Source organism: Luedemannella flava, assembly GCF_039528515.1.
Lineage (GTDB): Bacteria > Actinomycetota > Actinomycetes > Mycobacteriales > Micromonosporaceae > Luedemannella > Luedemannella flava.
In genome coordinates this window covers 1-583 of record NZ_BAAALT010000160.1, presented here as the reverse complement: position 1 = coordinate 583, position 583 = coordinate 1, and the positions used below count along the sequence as shown (strand labels likewise).

The following is a 583-nucleotide window of genomic DNA, read 5'->3' as shown; positions in this document are numbered from 1 at the left end:
CTAGGCAAAATGGTGCCGTAACTTCGGGAGAAGGCACGCTGGTGTGTAGGTGAAGTCCCTGCGGATGGAGCTGAGACCAGTCGAAGATACCAGCTGGCTGCAACTGTTTATTAAAAACACAGCACTGTGCAAACACGAAAGTGNCGCCAGTAAACGGCGGTGGTAACTATAACCATCCTAAGGTAGCGAAATTCCTTGTCGGGTAAGTTCCGACCTGCACGAATGGCGTAACGATGGCCAGGCTGTCTCCACCCGAGACTCAGTGAAATTGAACTCGCTGTGAAGATGCAGTGTACGCGCGGCAGGACGGAAAGACCCCCGGGACCTTTACTATAGCTTGACATTGAACATTGAGCCTTGATGTGTAGGATAGGTGGGAGGCTTTGAAGCTCGGACGCCAGTTCGGGTGNACTGGGGCGGTCTCCTCCCAAAGCGTAACGGAGGAGCACGAAGGTTAGCTAATCCTGGTCGGACATCAGGAGGTTAGTGCAATGGCATAAGCTAGCTTGACTGCGAGCGTGACGGCGCGAGCAGGTGCGAAAGCAGGTCATAGTGATCCGGTGGTTCTGAATGGAAGGGCCAT

At 53.9% G+C, this 583-nt stretch carries 1 rRNA gene; it reads left to right on the top strand.

The features are described 5' to 3' along the window. Positions 1-583: ribosomal RNA gene (locus ABD211_RS23015) — 23S ribosomal RNA — on the top strand; the annotation flags it as partial.